The sequence below is a fragment of the Pseudomonas sp. R1-15 genome (assembly GCF_051132085.1).
Lineage (GTDB): Bacteria > Pseudomonadota > Gammaproteobacteria > Pseudomonadales > Pseudomonadaceae > Aquipseudomonas.
In genome coordinates this window covers 6008311-6031749 of sequence record NZ_CP071660.1, presented here as the reverse complement: position 1 = coordinate 6031749, position 23439 = coordinate 6008311, and the positions used below count along the sequence as shown (strand labels likewise).

Annotated in this window: 23 protein-coding genes and 1 pseudogene; 13 read left to right on the top strand and 11 right to left on the bottom strand. The window is 60.9% G+C overall.

The annotated features are described in order from the left end of the window. Positions 1–288: a DUF6124 family protein gene (locus J3P97_RS27415; protein ID WP_434673170.1), complete on the top strand. Its 288-nt coding sequence runs from the start codon at positions 1–3 to the stop codon at positions 286–288. Between the two features lie 141 nt (positions 289–429). Here J3P97_RS27415 and J3P97_RS27410 read toward each other — a convergent pair whose 3' ends face one another. Further along, complete coding sequence (locus J3P97_RS27410; RefSeq protein ID WP_305497763.1) at positions 430–804, bottom strand: lysozyme inhibitor LprI family protein; 375 nt, start codon at positions 802–804, stop codon at positions 430–432. Positions 805–1077: 273 nt separating this feature from the next. Here J3P97_RS27410 and J3P97_RS27405 point away from each other — a divergent pair. Together J3P97_RS27405 and J3P97_RS27400 are read left to right on the top strand one after the other, a co-directional pair. Then, positions 1078–1179: pseudogene (locus tag J3P97_RS27405) on the top strand (DUF6124 family protein); the annotation flags it as partial. A 130-nt stretch (positions 1180–1309) separates the two neighbouring features. Beyond that, entirely contained in the window at positions 1310–1693 is a 384-nt protein-coding gene (locus J3P97_RS27400) for a hypothetical protein (RefSeq protein WP_434673169.1), read from the top strand. A 105-nt stretch (positions 1694–1798) separates the two neighbouring features. Here J3P97_RS27400 and J3P97_RS27395 read toward each other — a convergent pair whose 3' ends face one another. The 3 genes from J3P97_RS27395 to J3P97_RS27385 all read right to left on the bottom strand — a co-directional run bounded on the left by J3P97_RS27395 (position 1799) and on the right by J3P97_RS27385 (position 4317). Beyond that, positions 1799–2569 (bottom strand): MetQ/NlpA family ABC transporter substrate-binding protein, encoded by a 771-nt coding sequence (locus tag J3P97_RS27395; RefSeq protein WP_434570732.1) that lies wholly within the window; start codon positions 2567–2569, stop codon positions 1799–1801. A 78-nt stretch (positions 2570–2647) separates the two neighbouring features. Further along, a complete protein-coding gene (locus J3P97_RS27390) occupies positions 2648–3310 on the bottom strand; it encodes a methionine ABC transporter permease (protein ID WP_305497766.1) in 663 nt (220 codons plus the stop codon). After that, positions 3310–4317, bottom strand: coding sequence for a methionine ABC transporter ATP-binding protein (locus J3P97_RS27385; RefSeq protein ID WP_434570734.1), 1008 nt, complete (start codon positions 4315–4317; stop codon positions 3310–3312). Before J3P97_RS27385 ends, J3P97_RS27390 begins: the two co-directional genes overlap by 1 nt. A 266-nt stretch (positions 4318–4583) precedes the next feature. On the opposite strand from J3P97_RS27385, the gene katE reads away from it, so the two are divergent. Beyond that, on the top strand, positions 4584–6719 hold the full coding sequence (gene katE, locus J3P97_RS27380; RefSeq protein WP_434673168.1) for a catalase HPII: 2136 nt from the start codon (positions 4584–4586) through the stop codon (positions 6717–6719). A gap of 115 nt (positions 6720–6834) precedes the next feature. Here katE and J3P97_RS27375 read toward each other — a convergent pair whose 3' ends face one another. From J3P97_RS27375 to zur, 4 genes are read right to left on the bottom strand one after another with little or no spacing between them, the layout of a single operon-like run. Continuing rightward, positions 6835–7548 (bottom strand): PA5502 family lipoprotein, encoded by a 714-nt coding sequence (locus J3P97_RS27375; protein ID WP_434673167.1) that lies wholly within the window; start codon positions 7546–7548, stop codon positions 6835–6837. Positions 7549–7585: 37 nt separating this feature from the next. Then, entirely contained in the window at positions 7586–8374 is a 789-nt protein-coding gene (znuB, locus tag J3P97_RS27370) for a zinc ABC transporter permease subunit ZnuB (protein WP_434673166.1), read from the bottom strand. Then, entirely contained in the window at positions 8367–9149 is a 783-nt protein-coding gene (znuC, locus tag J3P97_RS27365; RefSeq protein WP_434673165.1) for a zinc ABC transporter ATP-binding protein ZnuC, read from the bottom strand. Before znuC ends, znuB begins: the two co-directional genes overlap by 8 nt. Beyond that, positions 9149–9631: a zinc uptake transcriptional repressor Zur gene (zur, locus tag J3P97_RS27360; protein WP_053126886.1), complete on the bottom strand. Its 483-nt coding sequence runs from the start codon at positions 9629–9631 to the stop codon at positions 9149–9151. The genes znuC and zur overlap by 1 nt, the downstream gene beginning before the upstream one ends. Before the next feature lie 66 nt (positions 9632–9697). Between zur and znuA the strand changes: the two genes are divergently transcribed. Next, a complete protein-coding gene (znuA, locus tag J3P97_RS27355; protein ID WP_434570743.1) occupies positions 9698–10624 on the top strand; it encodes a zinc ABC transporter substrate-binding protein ZnuA in 927 nt (308 codons plus the stop codon). Positions 10625–10771: 147 nt separating this feature from the next. Here the strand turns inward: znuA and J3P97_RS27350 are convergent, their stop codons facing one another. Next, positions 10772–11722, bottom strand: coding sequence for a homoserine kinase (locus tag J3P97_RS27350; protein ID WP_434602327.1), 951 nt, complete (start codon positions 11720–11722; stop codon positions 10772–10774). A 59-nt stretch (positions 11723–11781) separates the two neighbouring features. After that, entirely contained in the window at positions 11782–12069 is a 288-nt protein-coding gene (locus tag J3P97_RS27345; protein ID WP_434570746.1) for a DUF2782 domain-containing protein, read from the bottom strand. Between the two features lie 74 nt (positions 12070–12143). Here J3P97_RS27345 and polA point away from each other — a divergent pair, with 74 nt between their 5' ends. Next, positions 12144–14912: a DNA polymerase I gene (gene polA / locus J3P97_RS27340; protein WP_434673164.1), complete on the top strand. Its 2769-nt coding sequence runs from the start codon at positions 12144–12146 to the stop codon at positions 14910–14912. A 434-nt stretch (positions 14913–15346) separates the two neighbouring features. Here polA and yihA read toward each other — a convergent pair whose 3' ends face one another. After that, positions 15347–15988 carry a ribosome biogenesis GTP-binding protein YihA/YsxC gene (gene yihA, locus J3P97_RS27335; protein WP_025211089.1) on the bottom strand — a complete coding sequence of 214 codons (642 nt, stop codon included), beginning with the start codon at positions 15986–15988 and terminating at the stop codon, positions 15347–15349. A gap of 191 nt (positions 15989–16179) precedes the next feature. Here yihA and J3P97_RS27330 point away from each other — a divergent pair, with 191 nt between their 5' ends. The 7 genes from J3P97_RS27330 (at position 16180) to J3P97_RS27300 (ending at position 23435) form a co-directional block, all read left to right on the top strand. Beyond that, on the top strand, positions 16180–16470 hold the full coding sequence (locus tag J3P97_RS27330; protein ID WP_030138991.1) for a c-type cytochrome: 291 nt from the start codon (positions 16180–16182) through the stop codon (positions 16468–16470). 45 nt (positions 16471–16515) lie between these two features. After that, the gene (locus J3P97_RS27325; RefSeq protein ID WP_305497775.1) at positions 16516–17127 is read left to right on the top strand and encodes a c-type cytochrome; all 612 of its coding nucleotides are present in this window, start codon (positions 16516–16518) and stop codon (positions 17125–17127) included. A gap of 186 nt (positions 17128–17313) precedes the next feature. Beyond that, a complete protein-coding gene (locus J3P97_RS27320) occupies positions 17314–17955 on the top strand; it encodes a thiol:disulfide interchange protein DsbA/DsbL (RefSeq protein ID WP_434673163.1) in 642 nt (213 codons plus the stop codon). Between the two features lie 14 nt (positions 17956–17969). Next, complete coding sequence (locus J3P97_RS27315; protein ID WP_434570753.1) at positions 17970–18848, top strand: endonuclease/exonuclease/phosphatase family protein; 879 nt, start codon at positions 17970–17972, stop codon at positions 18846–18848. After that, positions 18845–20869, top strand: a complete 2025-nt coding sequence (locus J3P97_RS27310) for a diguanylate cyclase (RefSeq protein WP_434673162.1) — start codon at positions 18845–18847, stop codon at positions 20867–20869. The genes J3P97_RS27315 and J3P97_RS27310 overlap by 4 nt, the downstream gene beginning before the upstream one ends. 97 nt (positions 20870–20966) lie before the next feature. Next, positions 20967–21746, top strand: coding sequence for an N-acetylmuramoyl-L-alanine amidase (locus tag J3P97_RS27305; RefSeq protein ID WP_434570757.1), 780 nt, complete (start codon positions 20967–20969; stop codon positions 21744–21746). Between the two features lie 75 nt (positions 21747–21821). Continuing rightward, positions 21822–23435 carry an EAL domain-containing protein gene (locus J3P97_RS27300; protein WP_434574327.1) on the top strand — a complete coding sequence of 538 codons (1614 nt, stop codon included), beginning with the start codon at positions 21822–21824 and terminating at the stop codon, positions 23433–23435. Positions 23436–23439: the final 4 nt, after the last annotated feature.

Genomic DNA, 23439 nt, shown 5'->3' with positions numbered 1-23439 from the left:
ATGACGAAATCTACAACGAATCCGCCTGAGGCGGATTGCACCTCCTCGCCACCAGAACCGAAAGATGCTCTCCAATCCGCTCAACTCTTCACCGTCGTACAAGACACCGACAACGAATGCCTGCTCGCCAACCTCAGCGAGACCCTGGCATCAGCCGACGCCATGGTCAGCAACCTCGCGTTCGACCTGGAAGGCTCCCACCGCCACATCGCCCTCGGCGTCCAGCAACTGATCGAGCTGAGCTCATTACTGGCGAACCGAGTACTGGACAACGTTGATCCAAGATAAACGTCACACAGCAACCCCGTGGCGAGGGAGCTTGCTCCCGCTGGGCTGCGAAGCGGCCCATTGGATAACGCTGAGCCGCGATAGCGAGCGAACCCCGCCAAAGAAAAACCCGACGCTTTACGTCGGGTTTTTGTGTGCGGGTTACTCGACTTGCGACAGCTTGGCGTCGTCGCAACCGGCAGCGCGGCATTCGCGCTCGACAGCCTTGAGTATGACGATACGCGCCTCGGTCTTCTCATTGGCACAGTCCAGGTAGAGCAGGCCATCGTTGGAACAGGCGTTGTCACGAATCTTGATCCACTGGATCTGAGCGGCTTTCACCTTCTTCTTTTGATCCGGGTTCAGGGCACTCATCGTCTTCTTGTATTGCTCGTTGATTTCCTGGTCCGACTGAACCATTTTCAGCGACGCGCAATAGGTTCTGTCATAGGCGTTTCTGGGGTTATCGCAACTCATCGCAGACGCCGATGCTGATGCCATTGCCAGCAATGCCCCAACCAACAAAGACTTGATCACTCACTTCTCTCCCTGAATGCCCTCTATTGATTAGAGGTCGCGGCGGGGAATTTATCATGAGGGTCGTAGAACAATGAAGCGGATCTATGGTTCGACCCTCCGCCCTTCGCCCTCCTTTCGGAACGAAAAACAAGTAGCTACCGTATCGAGCGAGGGGTATCCCCACTCATCCCCAAGCCGGTCAAACACTCGTGGCGAGGGAGCTTGCTCCCGCTGGGCTGCACAGCAGCCCCAAAAGGCCGACACATTCCTACAGACAAACCGCATAAATCCTTGGATGGCCCCCGCCGTCACATCCTCCTTGGCATCCAGCAGTTGATTGAGCTGAGTTCATTGCTGGCGAATCGGGTGTTGGATAACGTCGATCCCCAATAGCGACAGCTCTCAACGAAAACCCGACGGTACGCGTTGGGTTTTCGTTGAGGCATGCGTTGAGGGCTGCAAGCGCTCCCTTTATCCAGTGCCAGGCGATATCCTGCCTGACATCCGTCGCTTGGAAAGCACAATGAACGTCAAAAATATTCATTCCTTATCGCTTATGGGAATCAGCGTTGCCGTCGTTGGAGCCCTACAGCTTCTTCTGCACGAAGCCATGATCATAATCGAGGAGGCAAGGTCTGGAGGCATTCCCTATCAGCTAAGTGCGGAGATCCTGTTCGTTGTCCTTAGCCATGCACTCATCATTAGCGCGATTCCGCTGTTATTAGTCACTAGAAATAAAACGATGGCAAGTTACATTGCTCTTTCGGTTCTTCTGTCGATCTACGCCCAATTTATGATAGGTATCAATATTGCTGGAGTTACAGTCTCTGTAGTGATTTTATCTGTGTTGATTATCTATGCAGTCAGAAAATTAAGCTTCGCCATCCGTTATTTCCGTGCGAAATAAATTCTAGGTTAAAGTATTTGCTTGGAATATTTATAAGCCAACTCGAGCATAAAAAAGCGGGGCTGCGTGTAAATGCAGCCCCGCTTTTCTTATTTCTCGATCAGCTCAAAACGCCGGTAAAACCGCCCCTTTGTACTTCTCGAGAATAAACGCCTTAACTTCCGGCGTATGCAGCGCTGCCACCAGTTTCTTCATGGCCTCGCTGTCCTTGTCGTCCGGACGGGCTACCAGAATATTCACGTAAGGCGAGTCGTTGCCTTCGATTACCAGCGCATCCTTGGAAGGGTCAAGCTTGGCCTCCAACGCATAGTTGGTATTGATCAATGCCAGATCCACTTGAGTCAGCACGCGCGGAATGGTTGCCGCTTCCAGCTCACGGAACTTCAGATCCTTCGAATTCTCGGTGATGTCTTTGGTAGTCGACAGGATGTTGTTCGAGTCCTTGAGCTTGATCAGCCCGGCTTTGGCCAGCAATAACAGCGCACGGCCGCCATTGGTAGCATCGTTCGGGATCACGACATTGGCGCCGCCTGGCAGTTCTGTAAGTGCCTTGTACTTGCTGGAGTACGCGCCCAGGGGTTCCAGGTGCACACCGGCTACGCTCACCAGATTCGTGCCCTTGGCCTTGTTGAACTCATCCAGGTACGGCTGGTGCTGGAAGAAGTTGGCGTCCAGGCGCTTTTCGGCGACTTGTACGTTGGGCTGGACGTAGTCGGTGAAAACTTTGACCTTGAGGTCCACGCCTTCCTTCGCCAATGCCGGTTTGACGAACTCGAGGATTTCCGCGTGAGGAACCGGCGTGGCCGCGACGGTCAGAGTGTCGGCGTGTGCGGAGAACGCTGCGGCGGCAGCGAAGGCGACCAGTAGTTTTTTCATTCAGCTAACTCCTTTTGAGGCGCCTGCTCTTGGCGCCTGCCAGCGAATGGCCGGCTCATGGTTTATTGGCGCGAGGCCTTATTTTCTAGAGAAATGCACAACCAGTTTGTCGCCCACGGTTTGCAGGACCTGGACCAGCACCAGCAGCAACACCACCGTGACCACCATCACGTCGGTCTGGAAACGCTGGTAGCCGAAGCGGATCGCCAGGTCGCCCAGGCCACCAGCGCCGACCACACCGGCCATGGCCGTGTAGGACACCAGAGTAATCGCTGTCACCGTAATCGCTGCGAAAATGCCCGGACGGGCTTCCGGCAGCAATGCGTTGACGATGATCTGTCGCGTGGTAGCGCCCATGGCCTGGGTCGCTTCGATGATGCCGCGATCGACTTCACGCAGGGCGGTTTCCACCAGGCGGGCAAAGAATGGCGTTGCGCCCACCACCAGTGGCGGGATCGCGCCGGCCACGCCCAACGAGGTGCCGGTGATCAACACCGTGAACGGGATCATCACGATCAACAGGATGATGAATGGCAGCGAACGCAGGATGTTCACGATCAGCGACAGCAGCGCGTAGAGGCCCCGGGCTTCAAGCAATTGGCGCGGGCTGCAGAGAAACAGCAACACGCCCAGCGGCAGGCCGAGCAGTACGGTGAACAGCAGCGAACCGAACAGCATCAGGAAGGTGTCGCCGGTTGCCAGCCAGATTTCCAGCCAGTCGATGTTTGCAAAAAATTCCATCAGCGCAGCACCTCCATGTGGACATCGGCCGCGGTGAAGCGGGCGAAGGCCGCTTCCATGTCACCGCCGGTGATGGCGAGGGTCAGTTGCCCGTAGGGGGTGTCTTTGATGCGGTCGATACGACCGGCCAGGATGCTGTAGTCCACACCGGTTTCGCGAGCGACGGTTCCAAGCAACGGCGCGTAGGTCGCTTCGCCCTGGAATGTCAGACGCACGATGCGCCCTGGGACGTGAGCGAAGTCGTCGCGCTGTTCGCTTTCGTCGATCTGCTCGTCTTCCTGGACGAAACGCTTGGTGGTCGGATGCTTGGGGTGCAGGAACACCTCGGCTACCGGGCCTTGCTCGACGATCACGCCGGCGTCCATCACCGCAACTTCATCGCAGACACGCCGGATCACGTCCATCTCATGGGTGATCAGTACGATGGTCAGCTTAAGCTCACGGTTGATCTCCGCCAGCAGTTGCAGCACCGAGGCGGTGGTCTGTGGGTCGAGCGCGCTGGTGGCTTCGTCGCACAACAGGATCTTCGGCTTGGTTGCCAGGGCGCGGGCGATGCCGACGCGCTGCTTCTGGCCACCGGACAACTGCGCCGGGTATTTGCGGGCGTGGTCGGACAGCCCTACCCGCGCCAGCAGTTCGGCGACGCGGCGGTCGATATCGCTGCGGGACAGTTCGCCCGCCAGCGTCAGTGGCATGGCCACGTTGTCGGCCACGGTCTTGGACGCGAGCAGATTGAAGTGCTGGAAAATCATCCCGACCTGCTGGCGAAAACGGCGCAGGCCGTTGGCGTCCAGCGCGGTGACTTCTTCGCCGTCGACGATGATCTTGCCGCCGCTGGAATCTTCCAGGCGATTGATCAGGCGCAGCAGGGTACTTTTTCCCGCACCGGAATGGCCGATCAGGCCGAAGACCTGACCGTTCTGGATGGTCAGACTGGTCGGGTGCAGCGCGGGGATATCCCTACCGGCAACCCGGTAGGTTTTATGGACGTTTTGAAACTCGATCACGTAGCGAACCTTGTGAGGCGCGGTGGAAAAGGATCAGCGGTAAGCCGGGCGCGCATTTTAGCCTGTCCGTATAGAGGTTCTTAGCATTTATTTGAGATTGAACCAGCGATTTGGCAATAAGGCGATCAAAGGACATAAAAAAGGAACACAGCGAAACGGTATCGGTCACTCATTAGGCACCTCCACATATGCCCAGGTACCGTGCCTGGCGCATCGAACTCACGGGTCCTGGCCACGGCGGGGATCGCAACGAGGAGTCATGCCTGATGAGCACTAAAAAACCTGCCGCCCCCAGCCAGATGGCCGGGACCGACACGCTGGATCGCAGCAATACCAACGCCAAGCTGGAGAGCCTCGAGCAGTTTCGCTCCGATGCCACCGAACAGGCCTTGCGCACCAACCAAGGCGTGAAGATCGCCGATAACCAGAACACCCTCCGCGTCGGGCCGCGTGGACCGTCGTTGCTGGAAGACTTCATCATGCGTGAAAAAATCACGCATTTTGACCATGAACGTATTCCCGAGCGCATCGTTCACGCCCGAGGGACCGGTGCCCATGGCTACTTTCAGGCCTACGAATCGCATGCGGCCCTGACCAAGGCCGGTTTCCTGCAAGACCCAGGTAAAAAGACGCCAGTGTTTGTACGTTTTTCCACCGTGCAGGGCCCACGGGGTTCCGGTGACACGGTTCGCGACGTGCGCGGCTTTGCAGTGAAATTCTTCACCGACGAAGGCAACTTCGATCTGGTGGGCAACAACATGCCGGTGTTCTTCATCCAGGATGCGGTGAAATTTCCTGATTTCGTCCATGCGGTGAAACCCGAGCCCCATAACGAAATCCCCACCGGCGGTTCGGCCCACGACACCTTCTGGGACTTTGTCTCGCTGGTGCCGGAGTCGGCTCATATGGTGATCTGGGCGATGTCCGACCGGGCGATCCCGAAAAGCCTGCGTTCCATGCAGGGTTTCGGCGTGCACACCTTTCGCATGATCAACGCCGAGGGCCGCAGCAGCTTCGTCAAGTTCCACTGGCGGCCCAAGGCCGGGACCTGTTCCCTGGTATGGGACGAAGCCCAGAAGCTCGCGGGCAAGGACACTGATTACCACCGTCGCGATCTCTGGGAGTCGATCGAGATGGGCGATTACCCCGAGTGGGAATTTGGCGTACAGATCGTCGCCGAGGAAGACGAGCACAAGTTCGACTTCGACCTGCTCGACCCGACCAAGATCATCCCCGAAGAGCTGGTACCCATTACGCCGCTGGGCAAGATGGTGCTGAACCGCAACCCGGACAACTTCTTCGCCGAAGTCGAGCAGGTTGCGTTCTGCCCCGGACATATCGTGCCGGGCATTGATTTCAGTAACGACCCATTGCTGCAAGGCCGGCTGTTTTCCTACACCGATACGCAGATCAGCCGACTCGGTGGGCCGAACTTTCATGAGCTGCCAATCAACCGCGCCATCACCCCGGTGCACAACGGCCAGCGTGATGCCATGCACCGCACCACTATCGACAAGGGGCGCGCGTCCTACGAGCCGAACTCCATCGATGGCGGCTGGCCGAAGGAAACCCCGCCCGGTCCGCAGGATGGTGGTTTCGAAAGTTATCCGGAGCGCATCGACGCCCACAAGATCCGTCAGCGCAGCGATTCGTTCGGCGATCATTTCTCCCAGGCGCGGCTGTTCTACAAGAGCATGAGCGCCCACGAGCAGGAGCACATCATCGCCGCGTACAGCTTCGAACTGGGCAAAGTGGAACGTGAGTTCATCAGGGCGCGGCAGGTGAACGAGATCCTCGCCAACATCGATCTGGAACTGGCCGGGCGAGTTGCGAAGAACCTCGGCTTGCCGGCTCCCACTGCCGGTACGGTCGATGTTCCGACACCTTCCCTGGAGGAGTCCCCGGCATTGAGCCAGGCCAATCTGCTGTCCGGCGATATCAAGACCCGCAAGGTCGCGGTGCTGGTGGCCAACGGTGTCGAGGGGACAATCATCGATGCGCTCAAGCAGGCACTGGAAGCCGAAGGGGCCCACGCGAAAATCCTCGGCCCAACCTCCGCGCCGGTGACCACCGCCGCTGGGCAGACGCTGCCGGTGGATGCGTCCATGGAAGGCTTGCCGTCGATTGCCTTTGACGCGGTGTTCGTGCCGGGCGGGGTGGAGTCGATCAAGGCGCTGAGTGCCGATGGCGTGGCGTTGCATTACCTGTTGGAAGCCTACAAGCACCTGAAGGCCATCGCGCTGCATGGCGAAGCGCGGCAATTGCTGGTGTTGTTGAAGCTGGAGGCGGATGCGGGGCTGATTCCGGACGCTGATGCGGGCAAGTTCCAGGCGTTTTTTGACGCGATTGCCCAGCATCGGGTTTGGGCGCGGGAGCCTAAGTCGAAGGCGGTTCCGGCTTGATGAGTGTCTGAAAGGGATTAGTTGCTGGTAGGACGCTTTCGCGAGCGGGCTCGCTCCCACAGGGTTATGTGTCGTTCACAACACCTATGTGGGAGCGAGCCTGCTCGCGAAGGTTTCAGAGCTTACGCGGAGTCAGAACCACTTGCGCCGGCACGCTGCGCAAGATCTGCTTCTGCAGTCTCAGATCGAACCCGGGATCGAGTTTCTTGACCCGCTTGGTCAGCAATGTCGCCAACCAAGGGTAATCATCGGTGCGCGGGGCCTGGATGCTGACGTCGCACTGATAATTCACCACATCGGCGGCGATGGCGTCCAATTGATGACGCATTTTCTGGATATCGCCGATATTCAGCGCAACCGTGGTGCTCTGCGCACTCGGGTCGATCACCCTTGCAACCGGCTTGGCTTCGGCGGCCTGGAGGGCGGCTTCGGCTTTTTCCAGCTCGGCCTTGCGGGCCTGGGCGATCGCACTGTTCACTTCGCCGGTAAGTGCCGGCGCTTTTGGCATCAGCGCGCGAGCCCGGCTCAGGGCGGTGGCGGCGGCGTTTACATCGCCTTTTTGCAGGTCGATCTGGCTGCGGCGCAAGTACGCCTCGGCCAGTTGCCGCTGGTAAGGCTCCAGCGACGGATCTTCAGGCGTCTGGGCTTGCAACGCGGCCAACTGGCCTTCTGCTGTGGCCAATTCATTGCTGGCCAGGCTCTGTTCGAGCTGCGCGACGGCCGGGCCCCGGGTATCCGGGGTTTCGACGGTCGGCGGCGTGCTCTGGCAGGCGCCCAGCAGCAGGGAAAACGCGACAAGGAGCAGATAACGGGAGGCGAACGGCTTCATTCCTGCGACTCTCTAATTGCGCAAAAAGCGAGCAAGTCTACACCCCTCGACGGGGCAGGACAAAACTCAGCAGAAACAACGCCGCCGCGCTGACCACGATCGACGGTCCGGCCGGAGTGTCCTTGAACCACGACAACGCCAGCCCGCCACACACCGCGAGCATGCCCAGCAGGCTTGCGCCCAAGGCCATCTGCTCCGGTGAGCGGGCGTGACGCTGTGCCGCAGCCGCCGGAATGATCAGCAATGAAGTAATCAGCAATACACCAACGATCTTCATCGCCACGGCAATCACCACTGCGATCAACAGCATCAGCGCCAATCGCAGGCCCACCACGGGCAGGCCCTCGACCCGTGCCAGTTCCTCATGGACGGTAACCGCCAGCAACGGACGCCACAGCGCCACGAGCAACAGCAATACCGCCGCGCTACCGCCGAGGATCCAGGCCAGGTCCATCGGACTGATCGCCAGCAGATCGCCGAACAGATAGGCCATCAGATCGATCCGCACATCGTGCATGAAGCTGAGCACCACCAGCCCGAGGGACAGCGTGCTGGGAGCCAGGATGCCCAGCAGGGTGTCGGACGCCAGCGGCTGGCGCTGTTGCAAAGTCACCAGCACCACTGCGAGCAGCAGGCAACCCACGGTCACCGCGATGGCGGGGCTGACGTCCAGCAGAAACCCCATGGCCACGCCGAGCAGCGCCGCGTGGGACAAGGTGTCGCCGAAATAGGCCATGCGCCGCCAGACCACGAACGAGCCCAAGGGGCCGGCGACCAGCGCCAGCGCCAAACCTGCAAGCAGGGCGTACAACAGAAAATCAGCCATGCTTGCAGCCGTCTCCATGAACATGATTGGAAGCAGAAGGAGCGCTGACCACCGAACCGTGCAGGTCATGGGAATGGTCATGATGGTGGTGATAAATCGCCAGGCTTTGTGCGTTTTTTCCGAACAACTCGACAAAAGCCGGATCGCCACTGACTTGCTCGGGATGCCCGGAGCAGCAGACGTGACGGTTGAGACAGACCACCTGGTCGGTGGTGCTCATCACCAGGTGAAGGTCGTGCGACACCATCAATACCCCGCAGCCGTGGCGGTCGCGCAGGCGGGTGATCAAGCTGTAAAGCTCGGCCTGTCCCGCCACATCGACGCCTTGCACGGGCTCGTCGAGCACCAGCAGCTCGGGCTCGCGCAAGAGGGCGCGAGCGAGCAATACACGCTGCATCTCGCCGCCGGACACACTCTGCACCGGGCTGTCGATCACTTGCTCGGCGCCGACTTCCTTCAGCGCCGCCAAGGCTCGCTCGCGGTCGACGCCCGGCACCAGGCGCAGAAAGCGCAGCACGGACAGCGGCAAGGTCGGGTCGACGTGGAGTTTCTGCGGCATGTAGCCGACACGCAGCCGGGGCTTGCGCCAGACGCTGCCGCTGTCCGGCTTGAGCAGGCCCAGCACGGCGCGCACCAGGGTGGTCTTGCCGGCGCCGTTGGGGCCGATCAAGGTGACGATCTGCCCCGGTTCGACGCTCAGGTGAATGTTGTCCAGCACGCTTTGCCCGGCGAACGTCACGGCCACCTGTTCGAGGCGGATCAACGCGTTGCTCATCAGGCCCCCTGGCAACCGGAGCACAGGCCGACCACTTCGACGGTCTGGGTGTCGACCACGAAGCCGACGTCCTTGGCGCTGGCGACGATCGCGTCGCTGATGGACTTCTGTTCCAGCTCGATGGCCGCATGACATTCGCGGCAGATCAGGAACTGGCCTTGGTGGGCGTGCTCCGGATGGTTGCAGCCAACGAAGGCGTTCAGCGAAGAAATGCGATGTACCAAGCCGTTTTCCAGCAGGAAATCCAGCGCCCGGTAGACTGTCGGCGGCGCGGCGCGGCGGCCGTCCTGCTCGCTGAGTACCGCGAGGATGTCGTAGGCACCCAGCGGCTTGTGGCTTTGCCAGACCAGCTCCAGCACTCGCCGACGCAAGGCCGTCAGCCGCAGGCCCTGGCGCGCGCAAATGGCATCGGCCTCGGACAGCGCGCTGTGCACGCAATGAGAGTGATCATGGGGACGACTGGCAAGGGGGGTAATGGGCATGGGCAGCGACGAGTTTAGTGAGAGACGTTATTATGTTACCCGTTCTCGCCTCTTCGAGTGGTCATCGTGTCCCGAATTTTTTCGCTCTTTGTCGCTTTTGTCGCAACATTTCTGCTGATTGGCCCGGCCCGGGCCGACGTCAAGGTGCTAACCAGCATCAAGCCGCTGCAACTGATTGCCGCCGCGGTGCAGGACGGCGTGGCCGTTCCGGAAGTGCTGTTGCCCCCTGGTGCCTCGCCTCACCACTATGCGCTGCGGCCATCCGACGTAAGGAAGGTGCAGTCGGTGGACCTGCTTTACTGGATCGGCCCAGACATGGAAGGTTTCCTGCCGCGTGTGTTGAATGGTCGCACGCAGCCTTCCGTCGCCGTGCAGGATCTGCCGGGGCTCAAGTTGCGTCATTTCGCCCAGGACAGCGCGTCCCACGAGGACGAGGAGCATGCCGACGAACATGACCACGACCATCGTCCCGGCACCGTGGATGCCCACTTGTGGCTGTCGCCGCTGAACGCCCGGGTGATCGCCGCCAAAATGGCTGCCGACCTGAGCGCGGCGGATCCGGCGAACGCGGCCCGCTATGAAAGCAACCTCAAGGCTTTCAACCAGCGCCTAGATGCGTTGGACGCACGCCTCAAGGCGCGTCTGGCCGGGGTCGCAGGCAAGCCGTATTTCGTGTTCCACGAAGCGTTCGACTATTTCGAGGACAACTACGGCCTCAAGCACGCCGGGGTTTTCGCCGTGGCCGCCGAGGTCCAGCCCGGTGCCCAGCACGTGGCGGCGATGCGCACACGCTTGCAGGCGGTGGGCAAGACTTGCGTCTTCAGCGAACCGCCGCTGCGTCCGCGCCTGGCCGAAACCCTGGTGGCCGGGTTGCCGGTCAAGCTGGCTGAGCTGGACGCACTGGGTGGCTACACCCCGGCGACGGCGCAGGGGTATGAGCAGTTGTTGGAAAAGTTGGGCAATGATTTGGCGGGGTGTTTGGAGTCGCTATAGCCTGCTACCGCATAACCCGTGGCGAGGGAGCTTGCTCCCGCTGGGCCGGTCCGACGCTTCGGGCGAAGCGGCCCTAAAAATCTAGCGGTCGCTGCGCAACCGAGCGGGAGCAAGCTCCCTCGCCACAAAGGCATTCACATCCGCCGGTCAGAGGGCGAACGGCAACACCGTATGAACCGTCTGCCGCTGCGCCAAGCGCTGCTGGAACTCCATCGGATCGTGGATCAACACATCTTGCCCCGCGAACGATTCGGCGGCGATCAACCGCGACAGCCAGAACCGCACGCATGCCACACGCAGCATGGTTGGCCACAAATGCGCCTCGGCGGCGGTGAACCGCCGTAGCGCCGCATAGGCGCCCAGCAATGCCCTCGCCCGTGGGCCATCGAGCACACCGTCGTCATTCGAACACCAGTCATTCAACGCGATGGCGACGTCGTACAGCATCGGCCCGGAGCATGCGTTGTAGAAGTCGATCAGTCCGGTCAGGTGCGTGCCCTCGAACATCGCATTGTCGCGGAACAGGTCTGCATGGATGTTGGCGCGGGGCAGCGCCAGGATGCCGACCTTCCGCAGCGCGATTTCGTCCAGCGCAGCTTGCAGCAGCTGACGGGCCTCTGCATCGAGGTGCGACAGCAGATTGCCGCCCTCCTCCTGCATCCAATCCAGGCCGCGATCAGTCTTGCGTTTGATCATGTTGTCCTTGGTGGCCAAGTGCAGATGCGCAAGCAATTCACCGACCTGGGCGCAATGCTGGGCGTTGGCCTGCTTGACGTGCTTGCCGGCCAGGCGCGGTTGCAGCAGCGCCGGTTTGCCGGCCAGTTCCCTCAGTGCGACCCCCTCGGTGGTGCGCAAGGCGTAAGGCACCGGCAAATTGGCGCCGTGCAGCACGTCCAGCAGTTCGATGAAGAACGGCATCTCCTGCACCGGGCCGCGCTCGACCAGCGTCAGAACGAACTCGCCCTGTTCCAGGCTGATGAAAAAATTGGTGTTTTCGCTGCCGGCGGCGATCCCCTGGAAATCAAGCAGGCGGCCGAGCCCGTAAGGGGCGAGAAAGGTTTCCAGCTCGGGCCGAGCCAGGGGCGTGAACACAGACATGGTTAAAACTGCCAGTACGGGCGCCCTTCAGCGGGCGCCGGTTGAAGTCGCGAGCGGTATCACCACTCAAAGATTTTCCACGAGGGGATCAGCATATCCGGCTGGTCCGAACGTATGAAATTGCCATCGCTACCGTCGGCGCGTACCAGGAAATAAGGCTTGCCGTTCTTGGGCGTGACCTTGATCGCGTACAGGAAGCCGTTTTGCCGATATTCCTGAATGGTTCTGTCGCCTTCGGTGCGGATGGTGACATCCGGGTCCGCCGAAGGAGCGTCATCCGCCGCCATGACGGCCAACGGTGTGAATGCAAACAAGCCAGCCAGTAACAGGCGATTTAGTGTACGCATGATAACCTTGTCCCTTTGTCGTCAACGGTCCCGCTATTCTAGCCCCGGACCCGCCGAAAAGGTTGATCCTGCTCATGAGCCAAGCCCCCCTCGTCCTGGTGGACGGTTCTTCTTATCTGTACCGCGCCTTTCATGCGCTGCCACCGCTGACCACGTCCAAAGGCCTGCCGACCGGTGCGGTCAAGGGCGTGCTGAACATGCTCAAGAGCCTGCGCAAGCAGTATCCGGACAGCCCGTTTGCGGTGGTCTTCGACGCGAAGGGTGGGACGTTTCGCGATGCGTTGTACGCCGAATACAAGGCCAATCGCCCGAGCATGCCCGACGACATGCGCGTGCAGATCGAGCCGCTGCACGCCAGCGTCAAGGCCCTTGGCTTCCCCTTGTTGTGCGTGGACAACGTCGAAGCCGACGACGTGATCGGCACCCTGGCCCGCAGCAGCGCCGCGGCCGACCGCCCGGTGGTGATTTCCACCGGCGACAAGGACATGGCGCAGCTGGTCGATGGGCACATTACCTTGGTCAACACGATGACCGGTAGCTCACTGGACGTGGCTGGCGTGAAGGAGAAGTTTGGCGTCGCTCCGGAGCAGATCATCGATTATCTGGCGTTGATGGGCGATTCGTCCGACAACATCCCGGGCGTCCCGGGCATCGGGCCGAAGACCGCATCCGGCCTGCTGGTGGGCGTCAACGGTGGCCTGACCGAGCTGTATGCGCAACTGGACATCGTTGCCACGCTGCCGATTCGCGGTGCCAAGACCTTGGCCGCCAAGCTGGAAGAGCACAAGGAAATGGCGTTTCTTTCCTACGAGCTGGCGACCATCAAGACCGACGTTCCCCTGGATATTGGCCTCGACGACCTGCAGATGGGCACGCCGGATCACGAAAAGCTCGCCGAGCTGTACACCCTGTTGGAATTCAAGAGCTGGTTCGAAGAAAACCAGCGCGACGCCAAACGTGCCGGGCAGGAAATCGTTGAAATCGCTGATGAGCCAGCGGCGGGCGTCGAGAAGCGGTATGACCTTATCCTCGACCAGGCGAGCTTCGACGCCTGGCTGGCCAAGCTTGAAAAGGCGCCGCTGTTTTCCCTGGTCACGCAAACCAACGGTGGCGACGCCCAGCACTCGCAACTGGTGGGGTTGTCATTCGCAGTTGCGCCGTTTGAAGCGGCTTACCTGCCGCTGACGCATTCCTACATGGGCGTGCCGGAGCAACTGGACCGCGACACCGTGCTCAAGGCGCTCAAGCCATTGCTGGAAAATCCGGCCAAACTCAAGGTCGGCCAGCATGCCAAATTCGAAATCAACATCCTGGCCAATTGCGCTATCGATGGTGATCAGAACAACGGCATCCTGGTGCAGGGCATCGCTTTCGACACCATGCTTGAATCCTATGTGCTCGATTCCACGGCGACTCGTCACGACATGGACAGCCTGGCGCTGAAATACCTTGGGCAAAGCAAGACCGATATCCAGGACATTGCCGGCAAAGGCGTCAAGCAGCTGAGCTTCGATCAGATCTCCCTCGAACTTGCCGGCCCATACGCCGCTGAGGATGCTGACGTGACCTTCCGCCTGCACCAGGCCTTGCAGGAAAAACTCGCCGTCACGCCAAGCCTGGGCAAGGTGCTCAACGAGATCGAAATGCCGTTGATGCCGGTCCTGGCGCGTATCGAGCGCCAAGGGGCGTTGGTCGATGCCAACCTGCTGGGCGTCCAGAGTGTCGAGCTGGGCGAGAAGCTGGTGGCACTGGAGCGTGAGGCATTTGCCATCGCCGGTGAGGAATTCAACCTCGGCTCGCCGAAGCAATTGGGCGTGATCCTTTACGAAAAACTCGGTTTGCCGGTGCTCAGCAAAACCGCCAAGGGCCAGGCGTCGACTGCCGAAGCGGTGCTCGCCGAACTGGCCGAGCAGGATTATCCGCTGCCCAAGGTGCTGATGCAGTACCGCTCGCTGAGCAAGCTCAAGAGCACTTACACCGATCGCCTGCCGGAGCAGATCAACAGCCGCACCGGGCGCATTCATACGTCTTATCAACAGGCGGTGGCCGCCACCGGACGTCTTTCATCCATTGACCCGAACCTGCAGAACATCCCGATCCGTACCGCCGAAGGGCGGCGGATTCGCCAGGCATTCGTCGCGCCGAAAGGCTACAAGCTGCTGGCAGCGGACTACTCGCAGATCGAATTGCGGATCATGGCCCACCTGGCCAAGGACGCAGGGCTGCTCCATGCGTTTCGCAACGACCTGGACGTGCACCGCGCCACCGCTGCCGAGGTATTCGGGGTCGAGCTGGACGCCGTCAGCCATGACCAGCGCCGTAGTGCCAAGGCGATCAACTTCGGCTTGATCTATGGCATGAGCGCGTTCGGCCTCGCCAAGCAGATCGGCGTGGATCGCAAGCAGTCCCAGGCTTACATCGACCGCTACTTCGCGCGTTACCCAGGGGTGCTGGAATACATGGAGCGCACCCGCGCCCAGGCCGCCGAGCAAGGCTTCGTCGAGACCATTTTCGGGCGCCGGTTGTACCTGCCGGACATCAACGCGAAAAACCCTGCCCTGCGCAAAGGCGCCGAGCGCACCGCGATCAACGCGCCGATGCAGGGTACGGCCGCCGACATCATCAAGAAAGCCATGGTGGCCGTCGATGGCTGGCTGGCGACGTCAGGGCTCGATGCGAAAGTCATCCTGCAGGTTCACGACGAATTGGTGCTGGAGGTTCGTGAGGACCTGGTCGACCAGGTGAGCGCGCAAATCCGCCAGCACATGAGCGCCGCCGCCACGTTGGACGTGCCGCTGCTGGTGGAGGTGGGCGTGGGCAATAACTGGGACGAGGCGCACTGATTCCCACGTCCTGAGGCCTAGGGCTCTAGTGGCGAGGGAGCTTGCTCCCGCTCGGCTGCACAGCAGCCGTAAACCGGGCGATTCGGTCTTCCCGAAGGAATGCAGCGGCCTGCTGCGCAGGCCAGCGGGAGCAAGCTCCCTCGCCACTGGGAGTCGGTGTCAGCCCAGCCAACCCATTCCACATTGAATGAGCGAAACTCCAGGTACGGCAGGGTTAGCTCTGAAAATTCCTACAGTTATTACCAAAAATAATCTGAACTAAACCCGTGAATTGCTACTCAGAGATTCTGAATGGCTGGTGAAGCCCTTCAATGCTCCTATGTTGTGTTAAGTGTTGGCAGATATCTGGACCCCGCCCTAGCGGTCCGGAACTTGGACCCCGAACTTCCCCCTCCCCATACGAAGTCCGGGGTTTTTTTTACCTGCGATTTGGCTTACTCGGCCGCTTCGCTGCCCTTGTCCGCCAATTCCATCCAGTCCGCCAACACCGTGTAGGCCTCTTCAAGGCCCATGCGCTTGGGCGCGGAGAACAGCTGGATGGTGATTGTGTCGCCCCAGCCCTTGCGAATTTCCGACTGCACTTTGAGCAGGGTGTTTTTCGCTGCCCCGTAGGTGAGCTTGTCGGCCTTGGTCAACAGGATGTGCATCGGCATGCCGCTGGCAACGGCCCAATCGAGCATCAGCAGGTCGAAGTCGGTCATTGGATGGCGGATGTCCATCATCAGGATCAGACCTTTCAAACTCTCGCGGCTGCCCAGGTAGGCTTCCAGGTGACGTTGCCAATGTTGCTTGAGCGGGATCGGCACTTTTGCGTAGCCATAACCGGGCAGGTCGACCAAACGGCGTTCATCGTCTAGCTTGAAGAAGTTCAAGAGCTGCGTGCGGCCCGGGGTTTTCGAGGTGCGTGCAAGGCTGGCATGGGTCAGGGTGTTCAGCGCGCTGGATTTACCGGCATTGGAACGCCCGGCAAAGGCCACTTCGAAGCCCTCGTCGTCAGGGCATTGATCGACTTTGGCGGCGCTGAGCATGAAGGTGGACTGTTGGCACAGGCCGAGGATGGGGTTTTTCAGTTGCATGGGATTTCCGATGTGGGCGGCGTCGGGAATGGACGCGGCAAGCTGTGTCGTTTCCGTTTCAGTGACGCCAGTATATAATGCCGCAGATTTTGTGTGCGCTTTGTCCCAGCGTAGGATGAAGTTCACGGGAGCGACCGACCGAAATTGCGCACTAGAACGCAGCTCGCTCTCAACCCTGAAAAGGTCGTTTTATGACGAAATGGCTGCTAGCTGCCGGTGTCTTGATGCCGCTTTACAGCGCTCAGGCTACACAGGATCCGGAAGCTGTGTACAACCGTGTTTGTGGTGCCTGTCATTCCGGCCAACTACCCACGGCGCCCCGCAAGGGTGACCGCGAAGCCTGGACGCCGAGGTTGGCGAAAGGCATGGGGACGCTGGTGCAACACGTGACCCAGGGTTTCAAGGCGATGCCGCCGCGTGGTTTGTGCATGGACTGCAGTGCCGAGGATTACCAAGCCATCATCCAGTGGATGAGCGAGTAAGCCCGGTCCATAACTCTTAACCCTTAGCCGTAGTTGGATTAGCTGATGAACAAACTGATCGTGAGTCTGCTGTTGACCTTGGGGATATCCGGTGTAGCCCACGCCGCAGGCGATGCTGCCGCAGGCCAGGCGAAAGCCGCCGTGTGCGGAGCCTGCCACGGTCCGGATGGCAACAGCATGGCGCCCAACTTTCCGAAACTGGCCGGCCAGGGTGAGCGTTACCTGGTCAAGCAGTTGAAGGAAATCAAGGACGGCAAGCGTGTCGTGCTGGAAATGACCGGCCTGCTGAACAACCTGAGCGATCAAGACCTGGCGGACATCGCGGCCTACTTCGCCAGCCAGAAAGGCAGCGTCGGCGCCGCTGATCCAAAACTCGTGGCACGGGGTGAGGCGCTGTTCCGTGGTGGCAACCTGGCCAAGGGCCTGCCAGCCTGCACGGGCTGCCATTCGCCTGACGGCAAGGGCAACGCCGCCGCCGGCTTCCCGCATCTGGGTGGCCAGCACGCCCAGTACATCACCAAGCAGTTAACCGATTTCCGCAAGGAAGAAGGCGGTCGTGCCAACGACGGCGACGCGATGACCATGCGCACCATCGCCCGCAAGCTGAGCGACGAAGATATCGCGGCAGTCTCGAGCTACATCCAGGGCCTGCATTGAGGCGGCTGCAAGGGGGAAACCTCTTGCAACGTTAACGCCCGATTAATCCGTCGGTGCAAACATCAAAAGGGTGGCTTTGGCCGCCCTTTTTTGTGGCCGCTGCCGTTACACTAGCGAAACTGAACCCGTGGCGGCCTGTCTGAAAAACACGCCCCGCGAGGCCACCTCATTGTCCAGGAGTAAAGCATGCGTAATCTGATCATCAGCGCCGCGCTCGTCGCCGCCAGCCTGTTCGGCGTGACTGCCCAAGCGGCTGAAAAGCCCGCTGCCCCTTATGTCGAATTGAGCAACCCCGTTCCGGTGGCGGTGCCTGGCAAGATCGAGGTCGTGGAGCTGTTCTGGTACGGTTGCCCGCATTGCTATGCCTTTGAGCCGGTCATCAACCCATGGGTTGAAAAGCTTCCTTCGGACGTGAATTTCGTGCGCATCCCGGCCATGTTTGGCGGCCCATGGGACGCCCACGGCCAGATGTTCCTGACGCTCGAATCCATGGGTGTTGAGCATCAGGTTCACGCAGCGGTGTTTAATGCCATCCAGAAAGAAAAGAAGCGCCTGACCGATCCTGAGGAAATGGCCGAGTTCCTCGCCACCCAAGGCGTCGACAAGGACAAGTTCCTGGCAACCTTCAATTCCTTCGCCATCAAGGGCCAGATCACCAAGGCCCGCGAGTTGGCAAAGAAATACGAAATCACCGGCGTACCAACTATGGTCGTCAACGGCAAATACCGCTTTGACATCGGCTCCGCTGGCGGCGCAAACGAAGCGCTGCAACTGGCCGACCAGCTGATCGCCAAAGAGCGAGCGGCCACCAAGGCTGCCGCCAACTAAGCGCGGCCACGTCCATGGCCCGCTGGAGTACCGAACGCATCGTTGGCCTGCATGAACCGCAGGTCAATGAGCATCACGTCACGTCCACGGGCCTGCCCGCCGACAATCGCCTGCGGTTGCTCAGCTTCAACATCCAGGTGGGCATCAGCACCGAGCGCTACCGGCACTATCTGACCCGGGGCTGGCAACACCTGCTGCCGCACACCGGGCGAGCCGGCAACCTGCAGAAGATCGGCGACCTGCTGAAGGATTTCGACCTGGTCGCTTTGCAGGAAGCCGACGGCGGCAGCCTGCGCTCCGGCTACGTCAATCAGGTCGAACACCTCGCCCAGCTGGGCGCGTTTCCTTATTGGTACCAGCAACTCAATCGCAACCTCGGTCGTCTCGGCCAGCACAGCAATGGCGTGCTGAGTCGTCTGCGGCCTTGGGCGATCGAGGATCACCCGTTGCCGGGCCCCAAGGGGCGCGGAGCGATCCTGGCGCGTTTCGGCGAGGGTCCGGAGGCGCTGGTAGTGGTGATGATGCACCTGGCTCTCGGGGCTCGGACCCGAACCATGCAACTGGCCTACATTCGTGAGTTGATTGGCGGCTACAAGCACCAAATCCTCATGGGCGACATGAATACCCATGCCAATGACCTGTTGCAGACCTCACCGCTGCGCGACCTTGGCCTGTTGGCCCCACAACTGGAAGCCACGTTTCCCAGCTGGCGCCCCCAGCGCTGCCTGGACCATATCCTGCTGAGCCCTACCTTGGCCCTCGAACGGTTCGAAGTGTTGGCCCAGCCCATTTCCGATCACCTGCCGGTCGCGGTCGAAATACGTTTGCCGGGTTCGCTCACGGCCGATGCATTTCCCGCGCTGAGTCCTGCCCCTCGCGGATCCGATGAATGAGCGACGACGCCGAACGCTGGAGAGAGAAGTACCTCAAGAGCATCGAGCAACAGGAAAAGCTCGAGCGTCGCTGGGACGCCCGGCTCGACCTGCTGCGTCGTGGCCTGGTGCGCAGCACCCTGGCCGCCGAAGGCACCGATCGCGCGGTAGACCAGTGCATGAAAGAGATGCGTGAAGTGGTGCGCACCGATGACATGGACGCCGCCCTCGCCGCCCTGCTGCCGCGCCTGGAAAAAGCCGTACTCGATTCCGAGCAGCGCCGCGAGACCCGGGTAGATCAGATGAGCGCCGCGCTGACCGCCCTGGTCGCGCAATTGCAAAAGCTGCCGCTGCCGAAGGACGTCAGCCGGCCCCTGAAGAAGTTTTCCAAGCAACTGGAGACCCGGGTTGGCCAGGCCCGGGAAATCCCGTTGCTGCTCAGCGAGCTGAGCAGCCTGCAGGGCAAGGCGCTGGGCGCGCTGGACGCGCCCGACGAGCCGAGCCGTCCGGGTCTGCTGCAACGATTGTTCGGCGGCCATGGCCATGAAGAGCCGCTACCGTCGCCCGAGCCTGCCCAACCCGGCGCTACGCCTGAGCCGAAGGCGGTTATTTCGGCTCCTGCCGAGCCGACAGCCGAAGCGCCCTCCGCCGCACCTGCACCTGCACTTGAACCTGAACCGCTGGTCGAGCACGCCCCCACACCAGATGCGCCGCCAGCGCCGGTTGAGTCCCATGCTCCGGTCGACGAGCCTGCCCCGGCGTCCGTGCCAACATCGGTTGCCTCTATTGCCCAGCCGACCGCCGAGCCGGCACCGATCGACCCTGAGCCCGCCGAGCCGGTACCGGCGCTCGACAATCCCGACGAACTGACGCCGGGTGAACCGCCGCTAGACGAGGCACCGATCGCCCCTGCGGAACCCGCCGAACCTGTGGCGCCTGAGGCATCCGCTGATCCCGATGAGACCCACTACGCCCTGCCCGACTCCCCGGAACCCTCCTACAGTTCGGTCGCCAGGCATATCGAAGATACCTTGCTGGGCCTGCTGGGCGACCTGACGCTGCCCGAGCGCCACCGCCCGCAAGCCGAGGCCATGCGCGAGCGCCTGCGAAACGGCTTGAACTGGTACGAATTGCTGCCGATCCTCGACGATCTGGCGGTCCTCATGCTGGCGATCACCGACAGCGGCCAGCATGAATTCGAAGCGTATCTGCAGCGACTCAACGATCGGCTGGAATCATTCCAGAGCACGTTGCAGGCCGCCAGCGAGGACCACGCCGATAACCTGTCCGCCTCCAGGGAAATGAACAACCAGATTCGCGAGCAGGTGGATGGCTTGCAGAGCAGCGTGCAGCAAGCCGACGACCTGGAAGGCCTCAAGCAGGTACTGGAGAATCATCTCGAAGGCCTGATCGGCACGATGGATCAGCATCAGAAGCAGCGTGACCAGCGTGAGAAGGAAGTTTCAGCCCGTCTGAAGAGCCTCGCCGAGCGCGTTGCACTGATGGAACAGGACGCCCTGATTGTCCGGGAGAACCTGGAAGAGCAACGGCAAAAAGCGCTCATCGATCCGCTCACCGGGCTGCCCAACCGTGCCGCCTGGACCGAGCGTCTCGAACATGAGGTCGAGCAGTGGCAGCGGCACGGCAACAGTCTGTTGATCGCCATGCTCGACCTCGATCATTTCAAGCGGATCAACGACAACTACGGTCATCTGGCCGGTGACCGAGTGCTCAAGCTGATTGCCTCGGTACTGCGCAAGCGCGTGCGCGGCAGTGATTTCATTGCCCGTTTTGGCGGTGAGGAATTTGTCCTGCTGGTGCCAGACACGTCGCTGGCCGCAGGCGCCAAGCTGGCCGAGGCCTTGCGCGCCGCCATCGAAGCCTGTCCGTTCCACTTCAAGGGCGAGCCGGTCACGGTCACGGTATCCATGGGAATGACCGCCTTCAAGCCGGGCGAACACAGCGATCTGGTGCTGAAAAGAGCCGATCAGGCGCTATATCGGGCTAAAAGCGCGGGACGCAACCGGGTGGAGTTGGGCTAAGGCGCAACTTCCTTTTTGTGATATCCAATTCCCGGTCGGATCATTACTGGACGATACGTTACACTGTTGCATTATTTTCTTCGGGCATGTCCTCGCCATGAAATTTTTCCCGATCATTCTTTCGTTGATTGCCTTGGCCGGATGCGCCAGCGGCCCTCGGCTCGATACCAGCCATCCCTCCGTCAACCACGACAGCCGCATCCAGTTTGTCGTGGTTCATTACACCTCCGCCTCCCTGGAGCGCTCCCTGGCCCTGCTGACCCATGGCGAAGTCAGCGCCCATTACCTGATCGGCGACGATAAGGACGCCACCATCTACCAACTGGTGGATGAAAGCCGGCGCGCCTGGCATGCCGGGGAAAGCGAATGGCAGGGCCGAACCTGGCTCAACTCCAGTTCCATCGGCATCGAAATCGTCAATCAGGGCTATGTCGACACGCCTGAAGGACGTCGTTGGTACCCCTACAGCGAAGCCCAGGTGCAATCGTTGATTGTCCTGCTCAAGGACATCACCCGTCGCAACGGGATCAGTCCGGTCAATATCATTGGCCACAGCGACATTGCCCCCATGCGTAAGCTGGATCCCGGGCCGCTGTTTCCCTGGAAACGCCTGGCGCAAGCGGGCCTGGGTGTCTGGCCGGACGAAGGGGCTGTGGCGCGTCAGCAGACGGCTTATGCGGGACAACTGCCCAGCGCCAGCTGGTTCCAGGCTGAACTGGCCCGCCTTGGCTACCCGACGCCACGGACCGGCGAGTGGGACGTCGCCACGCATCAGGTATTGGCCGCCTTCCAGATGCGCTACCGGCCAAGCCGTTTCGACGGCGCGCCGGACGCCCAAAGTGCGGCGATTTTGCAGGTGCTTAACCAGACAAAATAATGACGCTCGTCCGACTGATCGGGCCGAATCCAAAACAGCAGCTATAACTCATTGGTAACTTCCGGATTACCGATGATGACGGCTGCACGCGAAACCCTGCAGAGTTGGCTCCATCGCCCTATTTTTCTGGCGATGATGGCGGCTGCCCTGAGTACGGTGCTGCTGTTGGCCGGGAGCCTGTTTGTAGTGATGCAGCAGATCCAGCAGCGTGAAAGCGAGCAGATGAATGCCCAGGGCGAGCGTTTCCTGCAGCGGCTGGAACAGCTTTTCGGGCAGTTGCGCGAGAGTCTCGACGATTTGCAGGCGCAACCGCTGCGCGGCTGCAACGACGACATGATCGCCACGTTGCAGCAGGTGAGCTTCAACTACCGCTTTGTCTATGAGGCGGCTTATCTGGATGCCAACGGTGTCTGCTCGAATCGTCCGCGCCAGAGCGGTATGTCGTTGGTGCGTCCGCCCGATTTGCGCGGCCCGGCCTACAGCTACTGGCTCAACACCACCACCGAACCCGACGAGAACCGCGCGGCGTTGATGTTGGGGCGCGGCAATTTCCGTGTCGCCACGTCCCGCGGGCACCTGACCGATGTGGTCGACCTGCCGCCCGGCAGCAGCCTGCTGGTGGTCCTGGATCATGGTGAGCGGGCGATTCCGGTGCTGGGCAGCGCGCAGCGTTGGCCTCCGACAGAGCCTTGGCCACTGAAAAGCCAACAGTCTCTGCAAGTGACCCAGACCCGGCTGATCTATCGGATGCCGACCGACAATCCGGAGTACCAATTGGTGCTCATTGCACCGCGCAACGGTCTGCGCATTCCGGCCAATGCCTGGTGGATGTTGCCCATCAGCCTGATGCTGGGGCTGGGGATCGGCTTCCAGGTCTTCCTGCTGGTGCGCCAGCGCCAGTCCATGGATGCCGAGTTGCACGGGGCTATCCGGCGAGGTGAGTTGCAGGTCTTGTACCAGCCGATCTTCGATCTGCACAGCCGCAACTGCGTCGGTGCCGAAGCGCTGCTGCGCTGGCGGCGGCCGGACGGCACGCTGACCAGTCCGGACCTGTTCATCCCGATGGCGGAAAATACCGGGCAGATACGCCAGATCACCGATTTCGTCCTGCAGCGGCTGTTCGACCAGTTGGGCCAGCTGTTACGGGCCAACCCGCACCTGTATATCTCGGTGAACCTGGCGGCGTGTGACGTGATGGTGCCTCGCATCGGCGAGGTGATTGCCCGCTTGTTGGCGCTGCATCGGGTGTCGGCGCGCCAGATAGCGTTTGAAGTGACCGAGCGCGGCCTGGTTGATGTGCTGGTTGCGAGGGATAATTTGCAATCGCTGCGCGATGTCGGGCATCAGGTGCTGATCGATGACTTCGGCACCGGCTATTGCAGCCTCGCCTATCTGCAAACGCTGCCGGTTGATTGCCTGAAAATCGACAAGGCCTTCGTCGATGCGCTGGGTCATGACGCCGCCAGCAGTGGCGTGGCCCCGCACATCATCCGCATGGCCCACGCCCTGGAACTCAAGGTGATCGCCGAAGGCATCGAGCATGAGGCCCAGGCGTCCTACCTGAGCAGTGAAGGCGTGAAGTTCGGCCAGGGCTGGTTGTTCGCCCATGCGCTCAGCGCGGTGCAGCTTATCGAATTGATTACGCGCGGGCGGCGCCTGCTTGGACGGCGCCTGGACGACGAAGCCTGATGGC

Bases quoted from the DNA above. Each gene is read 5' to 3' on its own strand.
- J3P97_RS27415 (WP_434673170.1), top strand. From the start codon at position 1: ATGACGAAATCTACAACGAATCCGCCTGAGGCGGATTGCACCTCCTCG.
- J3P97_RS27400 (WP_434673169.1), top strand. From the start codon at position 1,310: ATGAACGTCAAAAATATTCATTCCTTATCGCTTATGGGAATCAGCGTT.
- J3P97_RS27395 (WP_434570732.1), bottom strand. From the start codon at position 2,569: ATGAAAAAACTACTGGTCGCCTTCGCTGCCGCCGCAGCGTTCTCCGCA.
- J3P97_RS27390 (WP_305497766.1), bottom strand. From the start codon at position 3,310: ATGGAATTTTTTGCAAACATCGACTGGCTGGAAATCTGGCTGGCAACC.
- katE (WP_434673168.1), top strand. From the start codon at position 4,584: ATGAGCACTAAAAAACCTGCCGCCCCCAGCCAGATGGCCGGGACCGAC.
- J3P97_RS27375 (WP_434673167.1), bottom strand. From the start codon at position 7,548: ATGAAGCCGTTCGCCTCCCGTTATCTGCTCCTTGTCGCGTTTTCCCTG.
- znuB (WP_434673166.1), bottom strand. From the start codon at position 8,374: ATGGCTGATTTTCTGTTGTACGCCCTGCTTGCAGGTTTGGCGCTGGCG.
- znuC (WP_434673165.1), bottom strand. From the start codon at position 9,149: ATGAGCAACGCGTTGATCCGCCTCGAACAGGTGGCCGTGACGTTCGCC.
- zur (WP_053126886.1), bottom strand. From the start codon at position 9,631: ATGCCCATTACCCCCCTTGCCAGTCGTCCCCATGATCACTCTCATTGC.
- J3P97_RS27350 (WP_434602327.1), bottom strand. From the start codon at position 11,722: ATGTCTGTGTTCACGCCCCTGGCTCGGCCCGAGCTGGAAACCTTTCTC.
- J3P97_RS27345 (WP_434570746.1), bottom strand. From the start codon at position 12,069: ATGCGTACACTAAATCGCCTGTTACTGGCTGGCTTGTTTGCATTCACA.
- polA (WP_434673164.1), top strand. From the start codon at position 12,144: ATGAGCCAAGCCCCCCTCGTCCTGGTGGACGGTTCTTCTTATCTGTAC.
- yihA (WP_025211089.1), bottom strand. From the start codon at position 15,988: ATGCAACTGAAAAACCCCATCCTCGGCCTGTGCCAACAGTCCACCTTC.
- J3P97_RS27330 (WP_030138991.1), top strand. From the start codon at position 16,180: ATGACGAAATGGCTGCTAGCTGCCGGTGTCTTGATGCCGCTTTACAGC.
- J3P97_RS27325 (WP_305497775.1), top strand. From the start codon at position 16,516: ATGAACAAACTGATCGTGAGTCTGCTGTTGACCTTGGGGATATCCGGT.
- J3P97_RS27320 (WP_434673163.1), top strand. From the start codon at position 17,314: ATGCGTAATCTGATCATCAGCGCCGCGCTCGTCGCCGCCAGCCTGTTC.
- J3P97_RS27315 (WP_434570753.1), top strand. From the start codon at position 17,970: ATGGCCCGCTGGAGTACCGAACGCATCGTTGGCCTGCATGAACCGCAG.
- J3P97_RS27310 (WP_434673162.1), top strand. From the start codon at position 18,845: ATGAGCGACGACGCCGAACGCTGGAGAGAGAAGTACCTCAAGAGCATC.
- J3P97_RS27305 (WP_434570757.1), top strand. From the start codon at position 20,967: ATGAAATTTTTCCCGATCATTCTTTCGTTGATTGCCTTGGCCGGATGC.
- J3P97_RS27300 (WP_434574327.1), top strand. From the start codon at position 21,822: ATGACGGCTGCACGCGAAACCCTGCAGAGTTGGCTCCATCGCCCTATT.